Below are 24,310 nucleotides of genomic sequence, written 5' to 3'. Positions count from 1 at the left end.
AAACATTCTAGAAGGAAGAGGAACAAATCGAGATTGATAAAAGCATTTAGAACAGGTGGACATCATGGCTAAAGCGGCAGAAAAAAACTTTTTGCTCCCTAAAAAGGATGCCGCTTTGCGGGTTCGTAAATTGTCCAAAAGCTTTTCAGGTCAACAGGTATTGAAAAATATTTCCTTTGATATTGGAAAAGGAATGCTTGTTTCCCTTATTGGCTCTTCCGGCTGTGGTAAAACAACTTTGTTACGTTGTCTAAATTTTCTTGAAACGCCTGATAAAGGAGAAATTGCGATTAATGAACTCTCCTTTCAATGTTCTGGAAAGTGGGGACGTGAACAGGAAAAAAAATCACACTCTTTACGTGCCAAAACAGGAATGGTTTTTCAGAGCTTTAATCTCTTTCCCCATTTAACAGTTTTACAGAATATTATTTTAGCGCCTGTTCATGTTCAAAAACGATCTTCTGAGGAGGCAACGGCACAGGCTAAACGGCTTTTAGAAAAGGTTGGTCTTGCCGAGATGGGGGGACGGCATCCTGAATCTCTCTCTGGTGGACAAAAACAGCGTGTGGCAATTGCACGTGCTTTGGCAACCAGTCCAGCTGTTATGTTTTATGATGAGCCGACTTCTGCACTTGATCCGGAAAGGTCAGAAGAGGTGCGATCTGTTTTGCGAGATTTAAATCAAGAAGGGATGACGCAACTTGTTGTAACGCATGATATGCGTTTTGCTAAAAATGCTTCTGATTATGTCATTTTTATCGAAGAGGGGCAGATTGTCGAGATTGGAAAACCAGAGCAAATTTTTGTTAATCCTGAACATGAGCGGACACGCCGTTTTTTAAGGACAGTTTTAGGATGAAAAAATTATTTAATTTTTTATATCTTCTCGTTGCATGCTTTGCTTTGCAGATAGGGGTGGCAAATGCTGTCTCATACGCGAATGCACCATTTTTTCCAAATGGGGAGTTCCGTTGGGCTTCTGACGGTGAGGCAAACGTTCCGTATGTCTTTCATGATCCTTTAGATGAAAAACATATTACCGGTTTTGAATATGAGCTGATGGAAAAAATTAGCCAGTATTTAGATGTAAAATCGGTTTTTGTTCAAAATGGCTGGGATGGACTCATCCCCGGTCTAACACGTGGGGATATGTATAAAGCCGTTATTGATGGTTTGGAAATTACGCCAGAACATGAAGAGGCTGCTCTTTTTACACATCCATATTATGTTACCTCTGAAAAAATTGTTATCCGTCGAAGTGATTTAGCAAAAAAAGACTGGTCCTCATTGAATTCTCTTAAAGGCCTGGTCGTTGGAACTGTTAATAATAGCGCTGCGGTGCGGATGATTGAAAAAGCAGGAGGAACGCTCAAGGGCTATGACGAAGAGACTAATCTTTTCGCCGATTTAAAAAATAATCGCTTGGATGCTATTCTCGTGGATACGCCGATTGCGATGTATTATCAAACCAATGGTCTCATTGTTACAGATGAATCTTTCGGACGTATTAGCTATGGGATTGCGCTGGATAAAAAGGATAAACAGCTTTGTGATATTTTAAACAAAGCTTTGAAGCATGTCTCAGAAAGTGGTGAACTGCATCAAATCCTCGCAAGATGGAATCTTTGGACGCCTTTGATGGCAGACTATACAAAAGACCATTCCGAAAAAAATATCGCTCCAGAGGCATGGGATAATTACCATCGCATTATGGAAAATATGATGGGCACCAGTTTAAAGTCACTTTTGTTGCGTTATGCAAGCTTTTTGCCTGCGATCGCACATGGCGCTTTAATGACTGTTGTGGTGTCTATCTTAGGGATGTGTATCGCTGTTAGCTTAGGGGTTGTTCTTGCCTTAGGCCGACATTACGGTAATCGCTTTTTTCGTACGCTTTGCGTCTTCTATATTGAAACAGTAAGAGGGACGCCGCTCTTAATTCAGATTCTTTTTATTTTCTATGCATTGCCGAGCTGGGGAATTACTTTAAGCCCCTTCTGGGCTGGTGTTGGGGCGCTTGGTTTGAATTACGCCGCCTATGAGGCGGAAAATTATCGTGCTGGTCTGATAAGTGTGCCTAAAGGGCAGATGGAAGCGGCACAGGCGCTTAATTTTACACGTTTACAGGCTTTGAGATTTATCATTACCCCACAGGCATTTCGGAGTGTTCTGCCTGTTATGGTCAATGATTTTATTTCCTTGTTAAAAGATAGTTCATTGGTTTCGGTCATCACATTGACGGATTTGACACAAGTTTATGTCAGGCTTTCCGCTACTTATTATGATTATATCGGTCCGGGGTTGATGGTTGCTGTTGCTTATCTCTTATTGGGATTGCCCTTTGTGAGATTGGCAAATTATGCGGAGCGCCGCATAGGCAAAGCCATGGTTCATGGTGGACATCATTAAAAAATATTAAATGAAAATGAGATAAAGGGCTTCAATTTGAAGCCCTTTATTTTTGCCCTGCCATTAGCGGAATTTTAGGGATCATATCCACTTCAAAAGCTTCATTAAGTGTTTTTGCCCAAAGTGGAAGCTCTAAGCTAAGTTTGTTAAAAAAACGGTTCCATTCTCCTGATCCCGGAAGAACAGAGGTGAAGTTTTCTGGAATTTCCCAAAAATCAACATTTTCAAAGCTGCGACCTTTTCCGGGGACTCTTTGTACCCGAAGCCATTCCCGTGAAAACATCATCGTGGGAAATTCGAAGGCAAGTGCTGTTGTGGCACGGTTTAAGCTATTTCCGAGAAAAGGATCAGAGGCTAAAGATGGATCATTTAAGGGAGAAATCGGCTCTAAAAAGGCGCAATTTGCTATAATGTTGCGGTAGGTCGGCGCATGCCAGCTGGCGGCGACACGGTCATCATGGCATTTTGCATTTGCTTCTTCCAATCGTGGAATAAAAAAGGAAGGGATTGGATGTTGCGTTGCAATAATTGTTAGAAAACCGGTTACTTTGCCTTCTTTTTCACGCAGAAGGGAAAGAAAGGAGAGATCATTGTTTGAGGCGGTTAGAATAGGATGCCAGTTTCCTTTTGGTAGCGGGAAATTTCGACCTGCAAATTGAAGAGAACCAAAAACAAAACGTGCCGGATCTGGCGCATCCATGTGAAAAAAAGTTGGCGAAGCTTGTTGAGGCGGGGCTTGCTGTGGCTGAGGATTTTCAGGGAGAGGATGTTGCGGATAATGGGCATTTAGAAATGGAAAGGCTTTGCGTATCAAAGCGGATGGAAAAATCAAACTTAAGCATAAGAAGAAAAATCCAAATATAACGCTCCATCGCCAAAGAGTAGCACGTTTCCAAAGATTATGAGTGTAGGCATTTTGCGGCACAACAAATCACCTTGCCGAAGAGGAAACGGCACGAACGCCATTTGAATCTTGTTCTAAGCGAATTTTTGTTGCACCGGATTGTCTGGCAAGAATGAGACTTTCCCCGAGCATATCTTCAACAGATCGGGTGAGATCCCTTGCACTTGCAATACTGCCAAGCTTTTGCTGTTTTGTTAAAAGAGCAAAGAGAAGTGCAGGGTCAATGCCCTCATTTTCAATTTGAAGGTCATAGCTCTCAATAAGTTTTTCAATTTCCAATGCAGCAACACGGGCTAAGTTTAGCCCTTCAAGGGCTTTAAAAACGAAAATACGGTCAATGCGATTTAAAACCTCAGGCGCCATGCCGGACTTGGAGAGAACTTCAACAGATTCAGCTCTTGTTTTCTCTGGCTCATTTACTGTGCGCCTGACAATTTCGGTGAGAGCCTCTGTCGCAATATTGGAGGTGAGAACAAAAATGACATCATTGGTGGAAACTTGCTCACCGGTTGAGGCTTCTGTTACGTGTCCGTCATTCCAAGCTGTTAAGAATTTTTTTAAGACATCCGGATGTGCTTTTTCAATTTCATCTAAGAGAACGACGGCATTGGGCTGCTCTTTTAAACCACCTGTTAGTCCACCAAAGGTATCTGAGCCAACATAACCTCTTGGGGAGCCAAAAAGGAGGGTTGCCGCATGTGGGCTCGACATTTGTGTCATATCAAAATGCAGGAGAGGACGTTGTGTTTGTTGGGAAATTTGTTTTGCGAGGTAGGTTTTTCCTGTTCCTGGTGGACCCGCAAGTAGAAAAACACCGACAGGACGGTTGCGGACACGTAAGGCAAGGCGGCGGCGCAATTGATGGGAAATATCCTCACAGACTTCGTCCTGACCAATAATTTTAGAGCGTAAAGCGGCAGATAATTCTGCGGCATCAAGGGTCGCTTCACGCTGTTGGCGTTCAAGCATTTCCTCAAGCTTTTCGCGGTTTGTTAGTCTTCGTAAAACATCCATAATAAATCCTTTGCGAAGGAAAAGTCCTTTCTGCGCTAAGCGAGAGGCGAAAAAATTAAAAATTGCCCCTGAAATAACAACAAAAGTAAAAAAAACAGAGAGGGGAAAATAAGCGGGGCGTGCCCAAGATAAAAAATCATAAAGATGCCCCATAATGTCTTGCCAATGTGGAGCAAAAATTAAAATAACCTGTAAGAGAGCCAGTGCTAAAAATGCAAGCATAATAACAGGCATCATACGATTAAGATATGGAATGAGAGATTTTATCATAATTACAGGTCAGTATAATCTTCTATTAAAAACAATCAAAATATTATTGGCTGACGATCAAGAGGGTTATTTGCGCATTTTTAACGGGTTGGAACGGCAGTGGAAAAGGACCAAAACTGTCGAAGGCAATCACTGTTCTTGGAGATTTTTGCATTTCGGTAAGTTTGATATTCACAACCCCTGTACGATCAATAGGCAAAATCACGGATTGTCGTTCAGGGCTTAGGATTAAATTTTGTGTCATACCTGCTGTCGTAATTTCGATAGGAAGCGGTGCATTTATCTCTGTTTGGAGGGGCATTTTTACCAAACGTAGCCGTTTATTATGGGAGGCCGCAAGGAGAGCTTCTTTAATATTCGAGGCGGTTTTGGGCGATGCAAGAGCGGCTTCGATTTCATCTTGAGAAAGAATTGGTAAAGAGATGCTTTTATCTATTGGAGAAACATTTGTATTGGAAATATTCTCCGATCTTTGCGGGAGTGCTGTTTCTGTTGAAAGATTTTTTAAATAATACTGTGAAAAGAGCATAAAGCCAGAAAGGAAAAGAATGATAATAAGCGACCAGAAGGATTTTTGGTGCGGAAAATCCTTTTTGACTGAAGGAGAAGGGGCCTCTCTTTGAGAGGAAAGCGGATCTTTCTGGGGAAGCATAAGGAGTATTTATCGCCTAAATGAAAAATTTAGATAAAGCTTACAATTATTTTAAAAAATATTTCAAACCTGCTTTGGTCTGTGTCAGTGCTCGAAAGAGCTTATTATAATAAAAGCAAAAGTAAATTAAGCCACTTCTCTCTCTTGCGTAAATGTGCAAAGCTTATTATGTCTGTCAAGACTAACACAATTCTTAATCTTATAGGATGGTGACCCGATTTAAGGTCACCTTTTTTGTTTAAATGACAAATATATCAGATGATTTTTCTAATACACCTGTTGTGCCGGACAGCTTGGAAGAACGTATTCTTGCAAGAATCTCTCCGGCTTTGCAGGAAATGGGCTTTGACGTTGTTCGTGTAAACGTGCAAGCGCAAACCCCGCCAATCGTTCAAATTATGGCAGAACGCGAAGATGGCTCTTGCATTACCGTGAGCGATTGCACACAGATCAATCACGCTGTGGGGGCGATTTTGGATGTTGATGATCCGTTACCGGGTGCTTGGATGCTTGAAGTCTCCTCGCCAGGCGTGGACCGTCCATTGACCCGCCCTAAAGATTGGGAGCGTTATGCAGGATTTCTTGCGAAATTAGAGCTTTCAACGCCGTTGGATGGGCGTAAACGCTTTACCGGAAGAGGTATTGGCACCAAAGAAGAGGGTGTCGAGTTTCGTTTGGAGGATGGTGAAGTTGTTTTCCTTCCTTACGAAAATATTCGGAAGGCGAAACTGGTTCTTAATGATGAGCTTCTTGGAAGTGTTGGTCGTAAAGAAAAAGGTGGAAAAGGGAAGTCATCCCCTGGACTTCGTCATTAATTTTTGACGTTGAATATATTTGTTATTTAAAGAGATTTTCAAAATTATTTTGAAGTGGGAGAGGTAAATGGTGACGGAGAATTCAGTATTTCGTCCTGAATTATTGTTGGTAGCGGACGCTGTTTGCCGGGAAAAGAGCATTGACCGGGATCAGGTTCTGGATGCGATGGAACAAGCAATCCAAAAAGCTGGACGTGCAAAATATGGCCACGATAAAGATATTCGTGCGCATATTGATCGCAAAACAGGTGAAGTGCGTTTGAGTCGATATACAGAAATTGTCGAAAATGTTGATCGGGAAGAAACACAAATCCCCTTAGCAGAAGCACGTAAATTCAAACCTGACGCTCAGGCCGGTGAGTTTATCATTGACCCGCTTCCACCTATTGAATTTGATCGTATCGCAGCACAAACGGCAAAGCAGGTTATCATTCAGCGTGTGCGTGAATTCGAACGTCAGCGTCAATATGATGAATTTAAAGACCGTGTGGGTGAAATTGTTAACGGAACCGTTAAGCAGACCGAATATGGTAACCTGATGGTTGATCTAGGGGCTGCGGAAGGCTTGTTACGCCGTGATGAGCTGATCGGCCGAGAAGCCTTTAAAAATTCGGATCGTATCCGTGCTTTCATCTATGATGTTCGTGAAGAGACACGGGGTCCGCAAATTTTTCTTTCCAGGACGCATCCAGGTTTCTTAACGAAACTCTTTGTGCAGGAAGTTCCAGAAATTTATGATGGGATTATTGAAATTAAAGGCGTTTCACGTGATCCGGGTTCACGTGCGAAAATGGCTGTTTTTTCAAATGATCCTTCTATTGATCCTGTCGGTGCCTGTGTCGGTATGCGGGGCTCACGTGTTCAAGCTGTTGTGGCAGAACTTCAAGGGGAAAAAATTGATATTATTCCTTGGAGCCCGCAAATTGCGACATTCGTTGTAAATGCTCTGGCACCTGCTGAAGTCTCAAAAGTTGTGATGGATGAGGATGCAAAGCGCTGTGAAGTTGTTGTCCCAGACGATCAGCTTTCTCTTGCTATCGGTCGCCGTGGACAGAATGTCCGTTTGGCTAGTCAGCTAACCCGTTGGGATATTGATATCTTGACAGAGGCCGAAGAGGGTGAGCGCCGACAAGAAGAATTCCGTAAGCGGACAGATCTCTTTGTTAAAGCGTTAGATGTTGATGACGTTATCGCAGGCTTGCTTGTGACTGTTGGCTTCCAAAGCGTTGAAGAGCTTGCAATGGCACAAGTTGAAGAATTGCACGACATTGAGGGCTTTGATGAAAATCTTGCCGAAGAGTTAACAACCCGTGCAAATCGTTACTTGGAAGAGCAAGAGAATGAGCTGGATTCTAAACGTAAAGATTTAGGTGTCAGCGATGACCTTATTGAATTAGGTGTTTTCTCTGGGCATCATCTGGTGGAGCTGGGAACAAAAGGTGTGAAAACACTGGATGATCTTGGAGATCTTTCAGGAGATGAACTGGTTGAGTTGCTAGGGACAGAAGTGATTACTTTAGACACGGCGAATGACATTATTATGACAGCGCGTGCCCATTGGTTTGATGGGGAAAATGGACAGAATGAGGAAGAGCATTCTGCCGAAGGTAGTGAGGCTGAGTAAAGTAACGGATAGTTTAGTTTTTATATGTCTGTTATAGATACTCATGACTCAGCGCTGGAAACGCCTCTGATGCGAAAATCCTCTTTACGAACTTGTCTTGTGACACGGAAAGAAGGGGATAGACGTTTTATGATTCGTTTCGTTCTTGACCCGGAGGGCTGTATTGTTCCAGATTTAGCTGGAAAGCTCCCTGGTCGAGGCCTATGGCTGATGGCTTCGAGAGAAGTTGTTGAAAGCCCAAAGCTTAAACAGGCCTTTTCGAGAGGTGCAAAAACCGCTGTGAGCTATCATGGGAATGAAGCTTCTCAAGGGTTGGTTAATATTGTTGAGGCAGGTTTGCTTCGACGACTTGTGGAGGGCGTTGGCTTAGCGCGTCGGGCAGGAAATGCAGTAACTGGCTTTCAAAAATGCCGTGATAAGCTTAAGGCAGGGAAAGCAGGTTTATTGATTTATGCTAAAGGGGCGAGTGTAGAAGAGTTGCGGCGACTGCGTTCTGGTTGGGTAAATGTTCCAACCTGTGCGTTGGATGCAAAAATATTAGAAGAGGCTTTTGCAAAAGAAAAAGCAGTTTATGCTGTTATTTCTTCGGGTCCTCTGGCAGAACGTCTTTTGGCAGATGCAACGAGACTTATAGGAATGGCAAAAGGGCAGGTCGATGCCCACTCGAGGAGTGAAATTAGATTATGACCGATCGCAAGGACGCTAAAGACGATAACAAAGTGAATAATATTACAGAAAATAATCAAGAAAATTCTCAGACTCGTTCCACTGGAAGATTGTCTCTGCGCTCCTCAAGACAGGAAAGGGGAAGAACAGAGAAAGCTGGTTCCGTACGGCAGAGCTTTAGCCATGGGCGCTCAAAAGAAGTGCAGGTAGAGGTTAAACGTCCTAAACGTGCCGCAACAGGAACGGTCGGCGCACGCCCTGCACGTGGTGTAAAAGGTGGCCAGCGCGGTCTAAATGCTTCTGAACAAGAGCGTCGTAAACAGGTTCTTGCACTTGCGCTTCAGCGTAAGAAAGAAGAAGAAGTTGCAGCGGTTAAGGCAGAGCAGGAACGGAAAGAAGCCGAGCAAATCCGCATCCGCTCCGCCGCAGAAGAGGCTGAGCGTCAGAAGAAAGAGCAAGAAGACGCCGTTAAAGCCAAGGTGGAAGTTGAAAAAGAATTAGAAGCTCAAAAGGCAGCGGAAGAGATAGAAAAAAAACGTAAGGCCGAAGAAGATGCTATTCTTCCGCCATTACAGGCAACCGCCTCAATGGGTGGCGTTCAGCTTGCGCCGCCAACACAGCGTTTACGTCCTTTAGCAGAACGTGCTGTGATGGCACCGCCGGAAAAACGCCGTACAGTTGTCGAAGAAAAAGATAATTCTGAAGCTTCGCAAACACTTCATCTTTCACGTGGCGGCGAAGAGCCTGCTCGTGGACGTGCAGCTGTTGGAAAAGGCGGTGGAGCCTCCAAGCGTACTTCTTTAAAACGTGCAGGAAATGATCAGCGCCGTCAGGGCCGGATTGATATTCGTGCCGCAATTGATGGCGATGACGGGAAAACCCGTTCTTTGGCTTCCGTTCGCCGTCAGCGTGATCGTGAGCGCCGTCAAGCCCGTGCAGAACGTGCACAGGCAGAGCAAGTGCGAATTGTCAGGGATGTCGTTATTCCAGAAACAATTACGGTTTCTGAATTGGCAAACCGTATGGCAGCCCGTCAAGGTGAAGTGATTAAGGCTTTGATGAAGCTTGGGGTTATGGCCACAGGTCCGCAAAGCATTGATGCTGATATGGCAGAACTTATCGCAACAGAATTTGGTCATCGCATTAAACGTGTTGCCGAGAGTGATGTCGAACTTGGTCTCGAAGGGATTGAGGATAAGCCTGAAGATCTATTGCCACGCGCACCGATTGTGACGGTCATGGGGCATGTTGATCATGGTAAAACAACACTTTTAGATGCTTTGCGCTCCGCAAGTGTTGCCTCGCATGAAAGTGGTGGCATTACACAGCATATTGGTGCTTATCAGGTTAAAGGCGATGATGGTAAGGCCATTACCTTTATTGATACGCCAGGCCATGAAGCCTTTACCGCAATGCGTGCCCGTGGTGCATCTGTCACAGATATTGTTGTACTGGTCGTTGCTGCGGATGATGGCGTGATGCCGCAAACGATTGAAGCCATTAAGCATGCAAAAGCGGCTAATGTACCTTTGATTATTGCTATAAATAAAATGGATAAGCCGGATGTTAATCCGGATCGTATTCGTAATGCATTGCTTTCGCATGAAATTGTTGTTGAAAGCCTTGGCGGTGATATTCAGGAAGTGCCAATTTCAGCCTTGAAAAAACAAGGTTTGGATAATTTGATGGAAGCGATTCTGCTTCAAGCAGAAATTTTGGATCTTAAAGCAAATCCAAACCGTCCTGCGGTTGGATCTGTTATTGAGAGCCGCCTTGACCGTGGCCGTGGCCCTGTCGTGACCGCTTTAGTCGAAAATGGTACCTTAAAGGTCGGTGAGATTGTCGTTGTCGGTACGGAGTGGGGACGTGTTCGTGCTCTGCTTGACGATCATGCTAAGCAGATTAAAACAGCAACACCAGCAACGCCTGTTGAAGTTTTAGGACTTTCCGGTGTACCTGCTGCCGGTGTTCAGCTTGTTGTTGTTGAAAATGATTCCCGTGCCCGTGAAATTACAGAATTCCGTCGCAGAGTTGAACGCGATAAAGAGGCAGCGGCACAGCTTGCGGCTCGCGGAACACTTGATCAGATGCTGGAACGTATTCAGGGAGATGTCCGTAAGGAAGTTTCTTTGGTTATTAAAGCGGATGTCCGTGGTTCTGCAGAGGCGCTCTCTGCCATGCTTTCCGGCTTGGGAAATGAGGAAGTTGGTGTTCGTGTTTTGAATGCGTCAGTGGGCCAAATCACAGAAAGTGATGTTCAGCTCGCCAAAGCTTCCGATGCTGTCATCATTGCTTTTAATGTTCGTGCAACGTCTCAGGCACGCCAGATTGCACAGCATGAAGGGGTTGATTTCCGCTATTATTCTGTTTTGTATCATGTTGCCGATGATGTTGAGGCGCTTATCAAGAAACGGATTGCACCAAAACATAGAGAAAAATTCCTTGGTTATGCTGAGATTCGTCAGGTCTTTGAAATTACCAAAGTGGGTAAGGTCGCTGGTGCCTATGTGACAGATGGCATTGTTAAACGTGGCTGTGGTGTTCGCTTGCTTCGTGATAATGTTGTTATTCATCAAGGGGATCTTAGCCAGCTTAAACGCTTTAAAGATGATGTCCGTGAAGTTACAAAAGGCTATGAATGTGGTCTTTCCTTTGAAGGTTACAACAACATTCAAGTGGGTGACGTGGTCGAATGTTATGAAATGGAGGTTGTCGAAGCTTGAGCAGGCAGTCCCAATTTAAGTCCAACTTCTCCGCCTTTTCAGGCGGGGAAGAACAAGGACCGAGTGTTCGGCAGCTAAAGGTTGGGGAAGAGATTCGTCGTCTTTTGGCACAGATTTTTTCTCGCTTTCCTTTTAGAGACCCTATTTTAAGGGATGTTGAGTTCACCATTACAGAGGCAAGAATGTCGCCAGACCTTAAAAGTGCCACTGTTTTTGTGACGCATTTAGGGCATGACGATATTGAAACCTATCTTCCTGCTCTTAAAAAAGCAGCGCCTTTTTTAAGAGGGGAGCTTGCACATGCAGCTGTTTTGCGCTCGGTTCCAAAATTGCAGTTTCAAGGAGATGCTTCTTTGGAACAGGCAACACATATTGAAAGTCTTTTAGATTCGCCTCAGGTGAAACGGGACTTGCAAAATAAAGATTCAGAATCAGATTTTTCAGAAGAAGAATCTAAACAGGATGAGGCATGGGGCGTATAAAAACAGGTCTTTTTTTAGACGGATGGGTTCTGCTAGATAAGCCTGTCGGTGTCAGCTCTGCCTTTGCTGTTAATAAGGTTCGACATTTTTTAAATGCCCGTAAAGCAGGCCATGCAGGAACTTTAGATCCGCTGGCCTCCGGGGCGTTGCCGATTGCCTTTGGTAAGGCGACTTCTACCATTCCTTATGTTATGGATGGCGAAAAAATGTATCGTTTTCTGTTGGTTTTCGGGGAAAGCCGAGATACAGGTGACGGAGAGGGAGAGGCGATTGCAACTTCGGATGTTATACCGACAAAAGAAGAGGTTGAGGCTGTCTTCCCTCAGTTTTTAGGGGATATCTTACAACATCCTCCGATTTATTCTGCTTTGAAGGTTAATGGCAGACGGGCTTGCGATCTCGTTCGAGAGGGAAAGTCTGTTTCACTCGCGCCAAGAAAAGTCAGAATCAATCAGTTAACAATTATTTCAGCAGACGAGCCTGGTCAGATGATGATCGAGGTAAGCTGTGGAAAAGGGGTTTATGTTCGCTCTTTAGCCTATGATATAGCGCAAGCTTGTGGGGCTGAGGGGTATGTTGGTAGTTTGCGCCGGATGCGTTGTGGGCCGTTTTCCTTGGAAGAGGATCTTCCACCGGAGACACTTTCTGAAGCATTTTTACGGTTAAGACTGGACAAAACGGACAAAAATCCCGAAAACAAGTCTGAACCCTCTTTGTATCTTTTGCCAATAGCGACTGCTCTGGACGACATCCCGGCTTTATGCGTCATGGCAGAGGAGGGAGAGAGGCTAAGCTGGGGACAGAAAGTTTCTGTACCTTTGGATCTTAAAGAAGGGATCTACCAGATTCGCTGGGAGGATCACCTCATTGGTCTTGGGCAGGTTTCCGAGGGTGAGCTTCGGGCTGCCCGTATGTTTGAAAACCATCTATTTTGGAGAAAAAATGATGTCGAAGAATGTTGAAAAACGTAAAGAGCTTATTGAAAAATTCCGTTTAAGCGCAACCGATACTGGTTCAACAGAAGTTCAGGTTGCTCTTTTAACTGACCGTATTGCAAACCTTACAGAACATTTGCAAACACATAAAAAAGATTTTCATTCCCGTCGTGGTTTGTTGATTTTGGTTGGACGTCGTCGCAGCTTGCTAGACTACCTAAAAGGTAAAAGTGAAGAACGCTACAAAGGCTTGATCGAAGCTTTAGGATTGCGTCGTTAATTATTTGTTAGAGGGGGCATCCAATGGGGGATGCCTTGTCCTGTGGACTGAATCGGAGAAAGCGAAATGAGCGGATATTTTCGCAAAGAAATCGAGTGGGCGGGACGTCCGCTTGTTCTAGAAACTGGCAAAGTCGCAAGACAGGCAGACGGGGCTGTGGTTGCCTCCTATGGCGGAACAGTTGTTTTATGCACAGTCGTGGGGGCAAAATCTGTCCGTCCTGGACAGGATTTTTTCCCACTAACTGTAAATTATCAGGAAAAAGCCTTTGCAGCGGGTAAAATTCCGGGTGGTTTTTTCAAACGTGAAGGACGTCCTTCTGAAAACGAAGTTTTAACCTCTCGTTTGATTGATCGTCCAATTCGCCCTCTTTTCCCAGAAGGCTTTAAAAACGAAGTGCAGTTGGTTGCAACTGTGCTCAGCCATGACATGGAAAACAATCCCGATATTCTTTCGATTATCGGTTGCTCAGCAGCTTTGACCCTCTCAGGAATTCCATTTTTTGGTCCTGTTGCTGCCGCACGTGTTGGCCGTATTAACAATGAATTTGTGATTAACCCAACGCTTTCTCAATTAGAAGAGAGCGCTTTGGAACTTGTTGTGGCAGGAACCAAAGAAGGGGTTTTGATGGTTGAATCCGAAGCGGAAGAACTTTCCGAAGCGGAAATGCTTCAGGCCGTGACAGAAGGGCATAATTCTTGCCAAGCTGTGATTGAAGCCATCCAAGAGCTTGCGGCACATGCAGCACGTGCACCTTGGGCATTGGATTCAGAAGCACCGGAAACACTTGAACTTCGTGAAAAGTTAAAAGCCGCTGATAACGGCCAGTTCAAAGAAGCTTATCAAGAGCGTCAAAAACAACAGCGTCAGGAAAAACTTTCTGCTGTTCGTAAAGGTATTGTCGACGCCTTAGAACTCGGTGAGGAAGGGGCTGAAAAAGCAAAATCTCTCTTTAAAGAGATTGAAGCGCATGTCGTTCGCTCATCTGTTTTGGAAGGTAATCCAAGAATTGACGGTCGCGACTTGTTCTCGGTTCGTCCAATTACTTCTGAAGTTGGCACATTGCCACGCACACACGGTTCTGCACTCTTCACACGTGGAGAAACACAGGCTTTGGTCGTTGCAACCCTTGGGACAGCACAAGACGAGCAAATTATTGACGCATTGCCGGGCGAATATCGTTCACGCTTCATGCTTCATTATAATTTCCCTCCATATTCTGTCGGTGAATGTGGCCGCATGGGGTCCCCTGGACGTCGTGAAATTGGTCATGGTAAGCTTGCATGGCGTGCTTTGACCCGTCAGATTCCGTCAAAAGACGCTTTCCCATATACAATCCGTGTTGTTTCTGAAATTACGGAAAGTAATGGCTCCTCTTCCATGGCAACGGTTTGCGGCACTTCTTTAGCGCTTATGGATGCCGGTGTACCATTGGCAGAACCTGTTGCGGGGATTGCAATGGGGCTTATCAAAGAGGGCGATAAGTTTGTGGTTTTGACAGATATTCTTGGAGATGAAGATCATCTTGGGGATATGGATTTCAAAGTTGCAGGAACCAAAAACGGGATTACGGCGCTTCAGATGGATTTGAAAATCACCTCCATCACACCAGCAATTATGGAGCAGGCTTTAGCGCAAGCGAAAGACGGTCGCCTTCATATTCTCGGTGAAATGAGCAAAGCGCTCACAGCAGGTCGGAGTGAAGTTGCAGGCAATGCGCCACGCATCGTGACGATGACTGTGCCCCGTGATAAAATTCGTGATGTGATTGGCCAAGGTGGTAAAACGATCCGTGAAATCACAGAACAATCAGGTGCAAAAGTTGATATTTCTGATGATGGCACTGTCACAATTTCTGCGGGTGATGAGTCACAGGCAAATGCGGCAAAACAACGGATTGAAGCTTTGACTTCTGATCCTGAAGTTGGTCGGATTTATGATGGCAGCGTTGTTAAAACAACAGATTTTGGTGCCTTTGTGAATTTCTTAGGCCCAAAAGATGGTTTGGTGCATATTTCTGAACTTTCAACGCAACGTGTTGCGCGGACAACTGATATTGTCAAGCAAGGCGATAAGGTGAAGGTGAAGGTTATTGGTTTTGATGATCGTGGCAAAGTAAAGCTTTCTATGAAAGAAGTGCCACAGTCAGATGCTGAAAGCGCTCCCGCTTCAGATGTTCAAGACTAATTACTGATTTAATCCTCCCGGGTGTAACTTTCATATGAAAAAGCTAAACTCCCTTCGTTTATCAGGCATGGATTGTCTCCCTCTTATTGAGGGAGGCAAGGGTGTCTCTGTTTCTACAGGTATTTCTGCTGGAAAATGGGCAGAGGCCGGTGGTGTTGGAACAATGTCTGCAGTTAATGCAGATTCATATGATGATCAGGGGAATATTATTCCTCAGATTTACCGTTCCTCTACGAGAAGAGAGCGTCAGATAGAGCTTATTAATTACGCTATTAAAGGCGGAATTGCTCAGGCTGAAATTGCCCATGAGATTTCAGGGGGAAAAGCACCTGTTCATGCAAATTTCCTTTGGGAAATGGGCGGTGCGGAAGAGGTTATTGCGGGAATTTTGGAAGAGACAAAAGGTCTCATTCAAGGGATCACGTGCGGTGCAGGCATGCCTTACCGTCTTTCAGAAATTGCTTCCCGCTTTAATGTCTATTATTACCCAATTGTTTCTTCTGGGCGTGCTTTTAATGCGCTTTGGAAACGTTCTTTTTCAAAGCAAACAGAACTTCTCGGCGGTGTGGTCTATGAAGATCCATGGCGTGCAGGGGGGCATAACGGACTTTCCAATACAGAAAACCCGTTAAAGCCGGAAGACCCTTATCCACGTGTTTTAGAGCTTCGTAAGGTTTTAAATGCTTATGGACTGAATGATCTTCCGATCATTATGGCAGGTGGTGTTTGGAATCTTTCCGAATGGGAAGATTGGATTGACAATAAAGAACTTGGCCCTGTGGCTTTCCAATTTGGAACCCGTCCTTTATTGACCAAAGAAAGTCCTATTCCGGCGATTTGGAAAGAAAAACTCCGTCATTTGAAAAAAGGCGATGTTTTCCTAAACCGTTTCTCACCAACCGGATTTTATTCCTCTGCGGTGAATAATGCTTTTATCCAAGAGCTTCGTGGGCGTTCTGAACGTCAAGTGTCTTTTAAACGTCAGGAAGAGGGTGAGTTTACATCTTCTTTCGTTTTAGAGGGTGCAAGAAGTCGAGAGGTTTTTCTTCGTTCGGCAGATTTAGAAAAAGTTCTAAATTGGCAAAAGGAAGGCCATACGCAAGGGTTGCGGACACCTGATGCAACATTGGTTTTTGTTGCGCCAGAGCGTGCCGAAGAGATTTTAAAAGATCAAAATGCTTGCATGGGTTGCCTTTCGCAATGTCATTTCTCTGGTTGGAGCCAGAGAGCTGTTGTCGCTGGAAAACCGAGTGCATTACGTCCCGATCCACGCTCTTTCTGTATTCAAAAAACGCTTCAGACGGTTGCACATTTGCCTAATGTCGTGAATGCGGAAACAACTGATGCGATGGATCATAACTTAATGTTTGGCGGAACGAATGCTTGGCGTTTTGCTCAAGATCCTTTCTACGCCAATGGATTTATTCCAACGGTTAAGGAATTGATTGAAGCCATTCAAATCGGAAAATAATCCTTTTTAAAAGCGTATAGATTATAAAAAAGAGCCTGATTTTCAGGCTCTTTTTTATATTTCTCTTCAGAATTTCTATTGCCCCCCACCCCGAAAAAAGTAAACTGCAATAGGGGTGGGGGGTGTTATTTAGGAGTAGAATTATGTCAAATTTTTCTAAGATTAAAACAGTAATCAAAGAGATACTTAGAAAAAAAGCAAGGCGCAAAAAACAAATTACCTACACTGAGTTAAGTCAAGAGGTTGATAGGCGGACAGGAGAGTATATAGATCCTCATAGTCCGATTTTAGCTCGTATGTTAGGAGAAATTTCAACAGAAACATATAATCTAGGGCAAGGTATGTTATCAATTCTTGTTATCAGAAAAGATAACAGTTCTCCAGGAGACGGATTTTTTGAGCTGGCAGCAGAGTTAGGAGAAAACATTTCTAAGAAATCACCGGAAGATGATAAAACTAAGTTTGAAATAGAGCAGTTTTATCAGGTTTGTGATTTTTACAAATCAAAATAAATAACTCTTTAATCTCCCAACAATCCCCCTAAAATGGCATTGAGGCGTAATCTGCCTTGCATGGTGGGAGCAAGGTGTGTGTCGGAGAGTGTTAAAAATCCCTCTTCGATACAGGCTTTCAAAAATGGCTGGTTGAGATTTTCTAAAAGATTTTGTCCTGTACGTTCTAAAAATCGTTCAAAAGAAATCCCTTCACAAAGCCGGAGGCCTGTTAAAATAGCCTCTTCAATAATCTCTTCTTGGGTGAGGGTAAATTCTTCCTCAATCCCATTTCCTTTTTCTTGAATGTGTTCCATCCAAAATTTAGGCGCTTTAAGACAAGAGCTGGCAATGGTTTTGCCATTTTCTCGAAAACGTCCGTGCGCACCGGCCCCAACACCCATATAATCCTGATAATGCCAATAGGCTAGATTATGACGGCTTTCCTGACCTTTTTGGGCATAATTAGAAATTTCATACGGAAAGATCTGATGTTCTGCTAAAAGATTTTCCGTAAGTTCATACATTTCTGCCCCTTGCTCATCAGGGGGCAGAGAGATTTTTTTCTTTTTATAAAGGGCGGCGTAAGGTGTCCCAGATTCAATGGTGAGCTGATAAAGGGAAAGATGATTCGGCTTGAAAGAAAGGGCTTCTTTTAATTCCTTTTCCCAAGCCGAGACGCTTTGCCCTGAACGGGCATAAATCAGATCAAAAGAAACACGATCAAAAACGCTCCGTGCCATTTCCAAAGCCTGCAAAGCCTCTGAGACGCTATGTTCCCGGCCAAGCGTTTTTAAATCTGTAGGGTTAAGACTTTGAATACCGAGGGAAAGACGATTAACGCCAGCCTCATGGAAAGATTTAAATTTTTCTTTTTCAGAGCTGGTCGGATTTGCCTCTAACGTGATTTCAGGCATTTCCTCTTGATGCGGCAAGGCCGAAAGACTTAAAGAAATGAGTTTTTCGACAAGGGAAGGTTTCATTAAAGAAGGTGTTCCGCCACCGAAAAAGAGAGAGGAAATATGGGTATAACCGGCTAATTTTGCCCGTTTTAAAGTGTTTTTCAATTCTATAATGAGCGCCTCTCCCATCGCATCTGCGGAGAGGTTGCGCTGTATATGAGAGTTAAAATCGCAATAAGGGCATTTGGAAAGACAAAAAGGCCAGTGAAGATAAAGGGCAAGATTAGACAGGACGTGCTCCAAAAATAGCGGTTCCAACACGCACAAAGGTTGCGCCTGCTGCGATGGCAAGTTCAAAATCAGATGACATACCCATAGAAAGCTCTTTTAAGCCATGTCTTTTTGAAAATTCGGCAAGATGTTGAAAATAAGGCAAGGCAGGTTCGCCATGCGGCGGGATGCACATGAGGCCTTTGACTTTGTCGCCAAATAAAGATTGTGCATGTTCGATAAAATCGTCTGCTTCTTCGGGAGAAATACCAGATTTTTTTTGTTCATGGCCAATATTGATCTGCACAAATAAATCCGGAAGCTTGCCTGTTTTCTCAGAGGCTTTTTTCAAAGCTTTGCAAAGATTAGGCCGGTCAAGTGTGTGAATCGCATCGGCGAATTCACAGGCCATAACAGCTTTATTCGTTTGAAGCGGGCCAATGAGATGAATTTTTATGTCTGGATATTTTGGACGGAGAAAAAGAGATTTTTCCTGCGCCTCTTGAACATAATTTTCTCCAAAAATTCTTTGTCCGGCTTGTAAGGCTTCTTCCAGCGCTGAAATGGGATGAAATTTGCTGACAGCAATTAATTTCACCTTATGGGGATTACGCCCATTTTGTTCACAGGAGTGGCGGATTTTTGAGTGAATCTGTTCTAAATTTTGAGAGATGGAAAGAGGGGACATAAAGAATGAGGCATGCTTTAAAAATGAAAATGTTCTAAAATCCATTTTAGAGCAATTTCCTCTTAGCGGAAAATAAATAAGGTCCTAAAAATATTTATGTCAGATTTCAGACGCCCAATGATAAAAAAAAATCAAAATAAGCATTTTAAAAATAACAAACCAAAAACAACGCCTGATCCGGCACGGGATGCTGCTTGGAAGGCTTTAGGCTATATTCTGGGCGAACGTGAGCCTTTGGAACTCGCTTTAGAGAAAGCTTGCGCTGCGGACATGCTGCCACGAGATCGTTCCACAGCCCATTGGATGATTGCTGGAACTTTGCGTCATTTGGGTGTTTTAGAAGAAATTTTAAAAGAAAATCTGAAAAAAGAGCCGCCTTTTCCTGTTTTCCGTGCGCTGTTACTGGGCGCGGCGCAAATTCTCTTTTTAGACGTTCCGTCTTATGCGGCTGTTGGAAGCACCGTTGATCTTTTAAGGCGGCAGAGTTTTGTGCCTTTTACGGGGCTTGCCAACGCAATTTTGCGGAAAATTGTTCGAGAAGGGGAAAGCGTTCTAGAGACTCTGGATCAGCCCCGTTTAGACACCCCAGCTTGGCTTTGGAAATCATGGGGGAAAAGGGCAAGGGTGATTTCAGAGAGCTATTATGAAACAGCTCCTCTAGATATTACCCTCAAAGAAGGCGCAAAAGAGCCAGAAGGAGCAGAGCGCCTGCCAAATGGGAGTTATCGCTTCCCTGCAGGCACTTCTGTTACGGAAATTGAAGGTTTTGATGCAGGAAGTTTCTGGGTTCAGGATGCGGCGGCTTCAATGATTGCGCCCCTGCTGGGCGATGTTAAAGGGATGGAAGTGGCTGATATTTGTGCCGCTCCCGGGGGGAAAACGGCACAGCTTGCAGCTTCTGGTGCAAAAGTGATTGCTTTAGATAGGGATGCGCATCGTCTAGAGCGTTTAAAAGAAAATATGGAGCGCCTGCAATTAGAGGTGACTTGCGAACAGGCAGATGCGCTGGAATGGCAGCCGGATCATTTACTCGAGGCAATTTTATTGGATGCCCCTTGTTCGGCGACCGGAACGCTTCGACGTCATCCAGATGTTTTGCGTCTAAAAAGACAGCAGGACGTGCGTGCCTTAGCAGAGGGGCAGGCTCTTTTTATTGAGGCCGCTGGTAGAATACTGAAAAAAGGCGGAAAATTGCTTTATGCGGTATGTTCTCTGCAAGATGAAGAGGGGCCGCATCAAATTGAGGCTGCTTTAAAAAAAGGCGGTTGGAAACATATACCGTTTTCAAAGGAAGAGCTTTCTTTTTTGCCTGAGTCTTTAACAAAAGAAGGCTATTTTCGAACACATCCTGCGATGTGGCAGGAAAAAAAAGGGATAGATGGTTTTTTTGCCGCATTACTGATAAAAGAGTAAGGCTTTCCTTCTTTCTTACAAGAAGGAGTAAGTTGGGTGGGGAGCTTTACAGAAATAACGAAATGATTTGTCAGATAAATTGAAATAGACTTGCTCTATGACAATAAATAGGGCATTCCAAAATTCTGACCGATTGGTCATTTTTAAAAAACGCTGTTAGTTTTTTTGGAGTATTGATGGCGCAGGACGAAGATAAATCTGAAAAAAACAGCGGAGAGAATGCGCATCATTCCTCGGATTCACACAATATTTTCTCGCAGGAGAGCCTTTTGACGGAAGAACAAATTGCGCTCTCTAAGGCCTTAGAAGAAGTTGGTGAAGAAAACCAAGAGGCCAACAAAGCGAAGAAAAAACGTCGCTTTTTGATCATTGGTGTTTTATCTGCTGTTGCCATTTTCTTTTGGTGGTATCTTCATCGGAATGAGCAAGAGACAGATGATGCTTATACAACAGGACGTAAAGTTGCGATTGCACCGCATGTATCAGGTTATGTTTATGAGCTGTTAGTTAACGATAACCAGTTTGTGCATAAGGGTGATCCACTGATTCGCATTGATGGGCGGGATTACCTTACGCAGCTTCATAACGCACAAGCACAATTAGCACAGGCGCAAGCCAATTTTGAGGCGGCTGTTTTATCCGCCGAGGTCGCCCGTAAAAATTTCCCTGGACAGCTTATGTCTGCACAGGGAGAAGTTGCAGATGCGCAGGCCAATTTATTTAAAGCACAAACAGATTATGCCCGTCAGCATCGTGTTTTACGTGCAGCGACCAGTCAGTCTGATATTGATGCCTCTACGGCACAGTTGGAAAGCGCAGAGGCTAAAATGGCAGAGGCAAAAGGCCATTTAATTCAAGCCCAGCCTGTTCAAGCAAGAGTTAAGACATCCCAAAAGCAGGTATCGCAAGGGGAAGCTCAGATAAAATCAGCTTTAGCCGCTTTAGAAAAGGCGCAGCTTGATGTTGGCTGGCTCACAGTGCGTGCGCCTTGTGATGGTTGGATTTCTCAACGTTCTATCGAGCGGGGGAATTTTGTTCAGGCAGGACAGCATATTCTTTCCATCGTACCAAAAGAAGTTTGGATCGTTGCCAATTATAAAGAGACACAGCTTACCAAAATGCGTGTGGGACAAGAGGTGAGTATTCATGTGGATGCCTATCCAAATCTTTCTTTAGAAGGGCATGTTGATAGTTTTCAGATGGGGACGGGGGAGAGTTTCAGTACGTTCCCACCTGAAAACGCAACCGGTAACTTTGTGAAAGTTGTGCAGAGGGTGCCGGTTAAAATCTTGATTGATAAGGGTCTTAAAGAGGATCTTCCGCTTCCTTTGGGGCTGTCAGTAACGACACTTGTTGATGTTGGTTATGAGCCGATTGATCCGCCGAAGGTAAAGCCTCCAAAAGATGGTGCAGGAGATGGAAGTTTTAATCTTGAGACAATGGCAGAAAAGGCGTTTTCAGGAAAAAAATCCGATCAGATGGATAAGAAGTTTACGGGAACAAAAAATCTTGATCTCGCATCTCCTTCAGCCTCATCGCCGTTTGCCTCTACAGATCAAGATAAGGCGATGGATCAAACGCTTTCGTCTGTTGAAAAAGGAGAAGATCTTTCAAAACCTGTCTCTTCGATTGCGGATATTGCAGAGAAAGCGGGGAAAGAGGTGGTGCCCGGTCAAACCCTAAAAGATCAGGGAAATATCGGGAAAATCTTATCCAAAGCGATTCCTAAAGATCTTCCACCGCCGCCATCGCCTCCTAAAGCAAAGACAGTTTCTCAGGCTGCGGATAATTTACCTTCTTTGGGGGATATGGAAACGATTAAAAACAAAGCGCTCGCAAAACTTGCAGAATTAGGGGTTTCCAAAGAGGCTTTGCTGGATGGTTTTCAAGAGACGGAATCTTCTCTTGAAAGTAAAAATCATGATCCGCTACACTTAAAAGACCCGAATACGCAGGCCGCTTTGCAAAGAATGGCAAAAGAAGCTTTGGAAGGTGTTAAAACCTTGCCAATTTCGCCTGCAAAAAAAGCTGAAATTGAGAAAAAAGTGCAGGATATGGCAGAAACGAATGCCAAAGCATGGGGAATTTCGCCAGAGAGTAGAGCGCTTGTTAAAAATGCGATCAAACAAGCCACTTCGGGCGGAGACCGTAAATATGCAATTGATCCGGAGCTTGAAAAGGAATTGATTAAGGCCGCAACCAGTCGGGATGGCAAGCATCCAAGCCCCCATACTGGCCAAGAGGCAGAGGATACGGTCGCAGGAAAAGCCAATGCGGCTAGCCCTCCCGGCAGTTCGATAGAGAATAAACAAAACGGGCAGAATTATGGCATAGATTCGGAAAAATCAAATGATGATTTCCATATACCGGATCTTAAAGTCGAAAATGGCAAGCCGAATGAGACGCTTATACATGATAATGATTTTGATACAGGGAATGTAAAGACTGAGGGAAATGCACTGGGTGGAAATCCCTTAGGAGCAGGTATCCGCTAAATGGCTGAAACTTTGCAAGAAGCTGTGGATCAAACACAGGAAAAAAAGGCATGGAAGCCGAAATATAACCCTTGGCTTGTGGCTGTTATTGTGACCATGGCGGCCTTTATGGAGGTTTTAGATACAACGATTGTCAATGTTGCACTGCCGAACATCGCCGGGACGCTTGGTATTTCCTATAATGATGCGACATGGGCTTTGACATCATATCTTGTGGCTAATGGGATTGTTTTGACTATTTCAGGCTGGATGGCTCGGACAATCGGACGCAAAAAATATTTCTTAATCTGTTTGGCTGGTTTTACCCTTTGCTCATTATTGTGCGGTGTTTCCAGTTCTTTGGCGATGCTTGTTCTTTGCCGTTTGCTACAGGGATTTTTCGGTGGTGGGTTACAGCCTGTTCAGCAATCTATTATTTTAGATTCTTTTCCACCGGAAAAACGTGCGGCCGCCTTTAGTCTAACGGCGATTGCAACGATTGTTGCCCCGGTTCTTGGCCCCTTGTTAGGTGGTTGGCTGACGTATAATTACGCTTGGAAATGGATTTTCTTTATCAACGTTCCCTTTGGGATTATTACCTGTGTTTTGGTCGGAATTTTTGTGGAAGATCCGCCATGGGAAAAGCCTATCAAAAGCCAGATTGATATTATTGGGATTGCCTTGGTTTCTTTAGGGCTTGGCTGTTTGGAAATTATGGCTGACCGAGGGGAGGAGTTGGATTGGTTCGGATCTCATTTTATTGTGTTGATGGCCGTTATCGGCGTTTCCTGCACGGTTGGGGCAATCCTTTGGCTCTTACATGCTAAAAATCCATTATTGAATTTGGATGTTCTCAAAGATCGCAATTTTGCGGTCGGTACGGTCTTGGTAGGGGCAATGGGGGTTGTGCTTTATGCTGGCGCCATGCTTGTGCCCCAATTTGCGCAACAGATTATGGGATATACGGCAGAACGTGCGGGTATGATTATGGCGCCGGGCGGTGTTTTTGTGATTTTGCTCATTCCTATTGTCGGCATTTTTATGAAGCATGTTCAGCTTCGGTATCTCATTGCAACAGGATTTACGCTGGTTGCCTTTTCTTTTTATTTTTCGGCAAGACTCTATTCCGATACGAGTTTTACTTTTTTAGTGCTTTCTCGTGTTGTGCAGATTGCGCCGATGGCTTTTCTATTCGTGCCGATTTCAACCTTAGCTTTTGCGACTTTGCCCGATAGATTAAATGGCGATGCCTCGGCTATGTTCTCAATGGTTCGAAATTATTTAGGGAGTCAGGCGATTTCATACTCAGGGGCAGGTCTCGTAAATTGTCAGCAGACACACCAGAATGCGATGAGTGGGGATATGCAAACATGGCGGCCAGAGGTGCAGGATTATTTACGGAACGTGGCACAAACGGCGCACGATCAGGGTCTTCCTATAGCGGATGCACAGACTTTTGCAATGGCGAAGCTGTACCGGGAATTTATGGTGCAGGTCGCAATGCTTTCTTATAACAGCATGTTCCATGCTTTGGCACTGCTGTCATTGCTTATGGTGCCAATTTGTTTCGTGGCGTCTTCTATTAAAGGTGGTGGGCCAGCAAGGGGCGGCGCACATTGATAAATTTTTTTCGATTGAAA

20 protein-coding genes are annotated in these 24,310 nt (G+C 44.3%); 15 read left to right on the top strand and 5 right to left on the bottom strand.

Features of this window, described 5'->3' with window-relative positions:
* The first annotated feature begins 64 nt into the window (after window positions 1-64).
* Together FAI41_01470 and FAI41_01465 are read left to right on the top strand one after the other, a co-directional pair.
* Entirely contained in the window at window positions 65-859 is a 795-nt protein-coding gene (locus tag FAI41_01470; GenBank protein ID QCE32360.1) for an amino acid ABC transporter ATP-binding protein, read from the top strand.
* Window positions 856-2,409: a transporter substrate-binding domain-containing protein gene (locus tag FAI41_01465; protein ID QCE32359.1), complete on the top strand. Its 1,554-nt coding sequence runs from the start codon at window positions 856-858 to the stop codon at window positions 2,407-2,409. The genes FAI41_01470 and FAI41_01465 overlap by 4 nt, the downstream gene beginning before the upstream one ends.
* Window positions 2,410-2,455: 46 nt before the next feature.
* Here the strand turns inward: FAI41_01465 and FAI41_01460 are convergent, their stop codons facing one another.
* Genes FAI41_01460 through FAI41_01450 form a run of 3 tightly spaced genes read right to left on the bottom strand, consistent with a single transcriptional unit; the run spans window position 2,456 to window position 5,249 of the window.
* Entirely contained in the window at window positions 2,456-3,334 is an 879-nt protein-coding gene (locus FAI41_01460) for a hypothetical protein (GenBank protein QCE32358.1), read from the bottom strand.
* Window positions 3,335-3,340: 6 nt separating this feature from the next.
* The gene (locus FAI41_01455) at window positions 3,341-4,597 is read right to left on the bottom strand and encodes an ATP-dependent Clp protease ATP-binding subunit (GenBank protein ID QCE32357.1); all 1,257 of its coding nucleotides are present in this window, start codon (window positions 4,595-4,597) and stop codon (window positions 3,341-3,343) included.
* A 43-nt stretch (window positions 4,598-4,640) separates the two neighbouring features.
* Window positions 4,641-5,249: a hypothetical protein gene (locus FAI41_01450; protein QCE32356.1), complete on the bottom strand. Its 609-nt coding sequence runs from the start codon at window positions 5,247-5,249 to the stop codon at window positions 4,641-4,643.
* Between the two features lie 242 nt (window positions 5,250-5,491).
* On the opposite strand from FAI41_01450, the gene rimP reads away from it, so the two are divergent.
* The 10 genes from rimP to FAI41_01400 all read left to right on the top strand — a co-directional run bounded on the left by rimP (window position 5,492) and on the right by FAI41_01400 (window position 16,944).
* Window positions 5,492-6,064 carry a ribosome maturation factor RimP gene (gene rimP / locus FAI41_01445; GenBank protein QCE32355.1) on the top strand — a complete coding sequence of 191 codons (573 nt, stop codon included), beginning with the start codon at window positions 5,492-5,494 and terminating at the stop codon, window positions 6,062-6,064.
* Between the two features lie 67 nt (window positions 6,065-6,131).
* Window positions 6,132-7,688 (top strand): transcription termination/antitermination protein NusA, encoded by a 1,557-nt coding sequence (gene nusA, locus FAI41_01440; protein ID QCE32354.1) that lies wholly within the window; start codon window positions 6,132-6,134, stop codon window positions 7,686-7,688.
* Between the two features lie 69 nt (window positions 7,689-7,757).
* Window positions 7,758-8,375: a DUF448 domain-containing protein gene (locus FAI41_01435; GenBank protein QCE33752.1), complete on the top strand. Its 618-nt coding sequence runs from the start codon at window positions 7,758-7,760 to the stop codon at window positions 8,373-8,375.
* Window positions 8,372-11,077, top strand: a complete 2,706-nt coding sequence (gene infB / locus FAI41_01430) for a translation initiation factor IF-2 (GenBank protein QCE32353.1) — start codon at window positions 8,372-8,374, stop codon at window positions 11,075-11,077. The genes FAI41_01435 and infB overlap by 4 nt, the downstream gene beginning before the upstream one ends.
* Window positions 11,074-11,559, top strand: a complete 486-nt coding sequence (rbfA, locus tag FAI41_01425; GenBank protein QCE32352.1) for a 30S ribosome-binding factor RbfA — start codon at window positions 11,074-11,076, stop codon at window positions 11,557-11,559. The genes infB and rbfA overlap by 4 nt, the downstream gene beginning before the upstream one ends.
* The gene (gene truB, locus FAI41_01420; protein QCE32351.1) at window positions 11,547-12,521 is read left to right on the top strand and encodes a tRNA pseudouridine(55) synthase TruB; all 975 of its coding nucleotides are present in this window, start codon (window positions 11,547-11,549) and stop codon (window positions 12,519-12,521) included. Before rbfA ends, truB begins: the two co-directional genes overlap by 13 nt.
* Window positions 12,505-12,774 carry a 30S ribosomal protein S15 gene (rpsO, locus tag FAI41_01415; protein ID QCE33751.1) on the top strand — a complete coding sequence of 90 codons (270 nt, stop codon included), beginning with the start codon at window positions 12,505-12,507 and terminating at the stop codon, window positions 12,772-12,774. The genes truB and rpsO overlap by 17 nt, the downstream gene beginning before the upstream one ends.
* Before the next feature lie 66 nt (window positions 12,775-12,840).
* Window positions 12,841-14,961: a polyribonucleotide nucleotidyltransferase gene (pnp, locus tag FAI41_01410; protein QCE32350.1), complete on the top strand. Its 2,121-nt coding sequence runs from the start codon at window positions 12,841-12,843 to the stop codon at window positions 14,959-14,961.
* A 34-nt stretch (window positions 14,962-14,995) separates the two neighbouring features.
* On the top strand, window positions 14,996-16,432 hold the full coding sequence (locus FAI41_01405; GenBank protein ID QCE32349.1) for a nitronate monooxygenase: 1,437 nt from the start codon (window positions 14,996-14,998) through the stop codon (window positions 16,430-16,432).
* 143 nt (window positions 16,433-16,575) lie between these two features.
* Entirely contained in the window at window positions 16,576-16,944 is a 369-nt protein-coding gene (locus FAI41_01400; protein QCE32348.1) for a hypothetical protein, read from the top strand.
* An 8-nt stretch (window positions 16,945-16,952) separates the two neighbouring features.
* Here the strand turns inward: FAI41_01400 and FAI41_01395 are convergent, their stop codons facing one another.
* Window positions 16,953-18,116 (bottom strand): coproporphyrinogen III oxidase, encoded by a 1,164-nt coding sequence (locus FAI41_01395; GenBank protein QCE33750.1) that lies wholly within the window; start codon window positions 18,114-18,116, stop codon window positions 16,953-16,955.
* A complete protein-coding gene (locus FAI41_01390; GenBank protein QCE32347.1) occupies window positions 18,109-18,783 on the bottom strand; it encodes a YggS family pyridoxal phosphate-dependent enzyme in 675 nt (224 codons plus the stop codon). The genes FAI41_01395 and FAI41_01390 overlap by 8 nt, the downstream gene beginning before the upstream one ends.
* A gap of 117 nt (window positions 18,784-18,900) precedes the next feature.
* Between FAI41_01390 and FAI41_01385 the strand changes: the two genes are divergently transcribed.
* The 3 genes from FAI41_01385 to FAI41_01375 all read left to right on the top strand — a co-directional run bounded on the left by FAI41_01385 (window position 18,901) and on the right by FAI41_01375 (window position 24,290).
* Window positions 18,901-20,196, top strand: a complete 1,296-nt coding sequence (locus FAI41_01385) for a methyltransferase domain-containing protein (GenBank protein QCE32346.1) — start codon at window positions 18,901-18,903, stop codon at window positions 20,194-20,196.
* Window positions 20,197-20,372: 176 nt separating this feature from the next.
* Entirely contained in the window at window positions 20,373-22,691 is a 2,319-nt protein-coding gene (locus FAI41_01380; GenBank protein QCE32345.1) for an HlyD family secretion protein, read from the top strand.
* On the top strand, window positions 22,692-24,290 hold the full coding sequence (locus FAI41_01375; protein QCE32344.1) for a DHA2 family efflux MFS transporter permease subunit: 1,599 nt from the start codon (window positions 22,692-22,694) through the stop codon (window positions 24,288-24,290).
* The last annotated feature ends 20 nt before the right edge of the window (window positions 24,291-24,310 follow it).

It is taken from the genome of Acetobacteraceae bacterium, assembly GCA_004843165.1.
Classification (GTDB): Bacteria; Pseudomonadota; Alphaproteobacteria; order Acetobacterales; family Acetobacteraceae.
Note: the sequence above shows the minus strand (reverse complement) of the source record. Positions and strands in the feature narration are given on the sequence as shown.